This window comes from Aquimarina sp. RZ0 (assembly GCF_008370685.1).
GTDB lineage: Bacteria > Bacteroidota > Bacteroidia > Flavobacteriales > Flavobacteriaceae > Aquimarina.
On sequence record NZ_VTZU01000179.1, the window covers coordinates 1 to 2558 of the forward strand.

Below are 2558 nucleotides of genomic sequence, written 5' to 3' on the forward strand. Positions count from 1 at the left end.
AAGGCAAACCGTTCAAAAAAATGCATTTGATTAGTTTTCCTTTGGCATGCCAATGCCTAACAGGAATTTGCAAGGGGATTATAGATACGCCTATCAAGGACAAGAAAAAGACCCAGAAACTGGAAAACCTGCATTTGAATTAAGATTATATGATCCAAGAATAAATAGATGGCTCACTACGGATCCAGCTGGGCAGTTCCATAGTCCTTATATGTCAATGGGTAATAACTGGGTAAGTAGAGTTGATCCCGACGGTGGGTATAGTCCTCCTACTGATTTTGAAAATACACAAACAGGAGAAAAAGTACACGTTGAAGATGGTATTGACCAAACAGTAAGAGTAGACAATAAAGATTGGGGGCAAGTATTAGGATTTCAAGATGCTTTTAGAAATGGTAATCTTAACCCTTCTGGGTACTCTAATTTTATAAATGCAAGAGGTGCGACACCCAATTTAGGTGCTTCGCTGCCTTCTTTTTCAGATTTAGAAAGTAATTATCCGAAATATGGTAGGTTACCAGATGGTACTCCTTGGGGTGTTTCAAATGAACAATTCGGAAATACTGTAGGTGGGAGAGTCGAACAAAATATAGATGGAGGTATATTTAATAATACTTGTGCCTGTAGAGTAAGTCATTCTCTTAATTTGTCAGGAGCTAATATTCCTTACATTCAAGGTCAAACATCCTCAAATGCAGGTAAAACAGCTTGGTATATATTTAGGGTAACTCAATTGGAAAAGCATTTAACTGCTACATATGGGCCACCTAATGTTATCAGTTCTGATATAAGTAACTTTTCAGGATATAAGGGTGTGATAATTTTTGACACTGGTGGTTTATGGTCTGATGCAAGTGGTCACGGAACATTATGGAATGGTAGTGATAGGCTTGGAGGTAATTATCCAGCAAGTTATTATTTAGGTAACGGAGTTGGTAAACTATGGATAACAAATTAAAAATGAAGAATATATTATTACTATTAACTCTTTCTTTTTTTATTGGATGTAAAGCACAAAAACAGAGTACTTCTAATAATTATCAAGAAATAAAAGATTTTAAAAAATATGTATTATTTCAATGCTTATACAAAGGTATCCCTGTTAAAGATTCTCTTCTAAGAGCAGAAGGGAGTGCTGCGATGTATGTCCAAAAGGGTAGCTACGATATTGAATATTATGAAAAAGCAGTTGATTTTATAAACGACTATTTAATAAGGTCAGAAGATAAATATAATAGTAAAACCGGTGCTAATTTAACAATGATCAAATGCATTGATTTATATGAAAGCGAAGAATTAAACGAGTTTATAAAAAGCTTAGAGAAATAGAAAAAGTATTTGATTAAGCCAGTTTATCCTGTAACGTATTATTCTGTGCATCTTTAAGCATTACATCAAGCATATATAAAATCCTGTCTTTGTAGGCAGGATTTATTTTTTGTAGAAGTGCTACCTTAAAGGTTATAAATGTGACCAATAGTGTACATTTATAAAACAGTAAATTTTAACATTTTTAAGGTAGTTTTTTACAATGCTTCGATATTCTCTTTAAAAAAGGTCTTAAACTTTTTAGAGGTAAGCATTTTATCGATTATCTTAAAGATAATAGTTCTATCATCAGTATCAAGTTCAGAAATCAGGCGTAATTGTTCCTTTGCTTCTTTATCTTCAATAACTACTTCTTTAGGCAGTTTGTCATCAAGATTGATAATCTGGTCTACAGTAATATTATAGAAACTAGCTAATCGTTGTATCTCAACAACAGAAATCTCGCGAGAGCCATTCTCAACTTTGTTGTAACTGGTATAACCCATATCAATGGCATTAGCCACTTCTTTCTGGCGTAAACCTTTGTCTTCTCTTATTCTCTTTATGTTATCTGCTAAACTCATAAATAGTATTACAACACAAAAATAGCTATAATAGATATAAAATACAATTTATTGCTTTTTAAGAAATAATTTTATTGCTAATATAGAAATAATATATTAATTTTGTTATATCTAAAATCGCAATAAATAATTTTATGAAACTTCAAACTGACAGCACAGACCAATTAGTTTATGAGAATGATTTACTACAATTAACAGTTTTGGGTGGTATCAAATTAGAAGGTCTAGACAGGATGCGAAGTACCTTAAAAGTACAGTTACAAGAAAGTAGTAGACCACCAGTACGACATAACCTAGATTTATACAACGTACACAATTAGAGAAATTTATCCGTAAATGTGCAGAACGTTTAGAAATAGGCACATCAATTATAGCCGCTAGTTTATTAGAACTCACAGAAGAACTAGAAAAATATCGTTTGCAAGAAATCAAAGCCAAAGAAGAAACCCTAAAACCAAAGTTTAAGAAACTCAATCTGGTAGAAATAGAAGAAGCTGAAACCTTTTTAAAACAAAAGGATTTATTAGTAAAAACTAACGAACTCATCGGTAAAAGTGGCGTAATCGGAGAAGAAACCAACAGATTATTAATGTATGTCATTTTTACGAGCAGAAAACGGGAACAACCATTACACGTTATAGGCTTGGGAAGTAGCGGAACAGGAAA

Annotated in this window: 5 protein-coding genes and 1 pseudogene; 4 read left to right on the forward strand and 2 right to left on the reverse strand. The window is 32.6% G+C overall.

Features of this window, described 5'->3' with window-relative positions:
- Positions 1-52: 52 nt before the first annotated feature.
- On the forward strand, positions 53-958 hold the full coding sequence (locus tag F0000_RS27000) for a T6SS effector amidase Tae4 family protein (RefSeq protein WP_188112313.1): 906 nt from the start codon (positions 53-55) through the stop codon (positions 956-958).
- Positions 959-960: 2 nt separating this feature from the next.
- Positions 961-1329 (forward strand): T6SS amidase immunity protein Tai4 family protein, encoded by a 369-nt coding sequence (locus F0000_RS27005; RefSeq protein ID WP_223148953.1) that lies wholly within the window; start codon positions 961-963, stop codon positions 1327-1329.
- 13 nt (positions 1330-1342) lie between these two features.
- Here F0000_RS27005 and F0000_RS28475 read toward each other — a convergent pair whose 3' ends face one another.
- Positions 1343-1477 carry a hypothetical protein gene (locus F0000_RS28475; protein ID WP_255452914.1) on the reverse strand — a complete coding sequence of 45 codons (135 nt, stop codon included), beginning with the start codon at positions 1475-1477 and terminating at the stop codon, positions 1343-1345.
- Between the two features lie 49 nt (positions 1478-1526).
- Complete coding sequence (locus F0000_RS27010; RefSeq protein ID WP_149627807.1) at positions 1527-1892, reverse strand: helix-turn-helix domain-containing protein; 366 nt, start codon at positions 1890-1892, stop codon at positions 1527-1529.
- A gap of 134 nt (positions 1893-2026) precedes the next feature.
- On the opposite strand from F0000_RS27010, the gene F0000_RS28480 reads away from it, so the two are divergent.
- On the forward strand, positions 2027-2212 hold the full coding sequence (locus F0000_RS28480) for a hypothetical protein (protein WP_255452915.1): 186 nt from the start codon (positions 2027-2029) through the stop codon (positions 2210-2212).
- Between the two features lie 98 nt (positions 2213-2310).
- Positions 2311-2558: pseudogene (locus F0000_RS28485) on the forward strand (hypothetical protein); the annotation flags it as partial.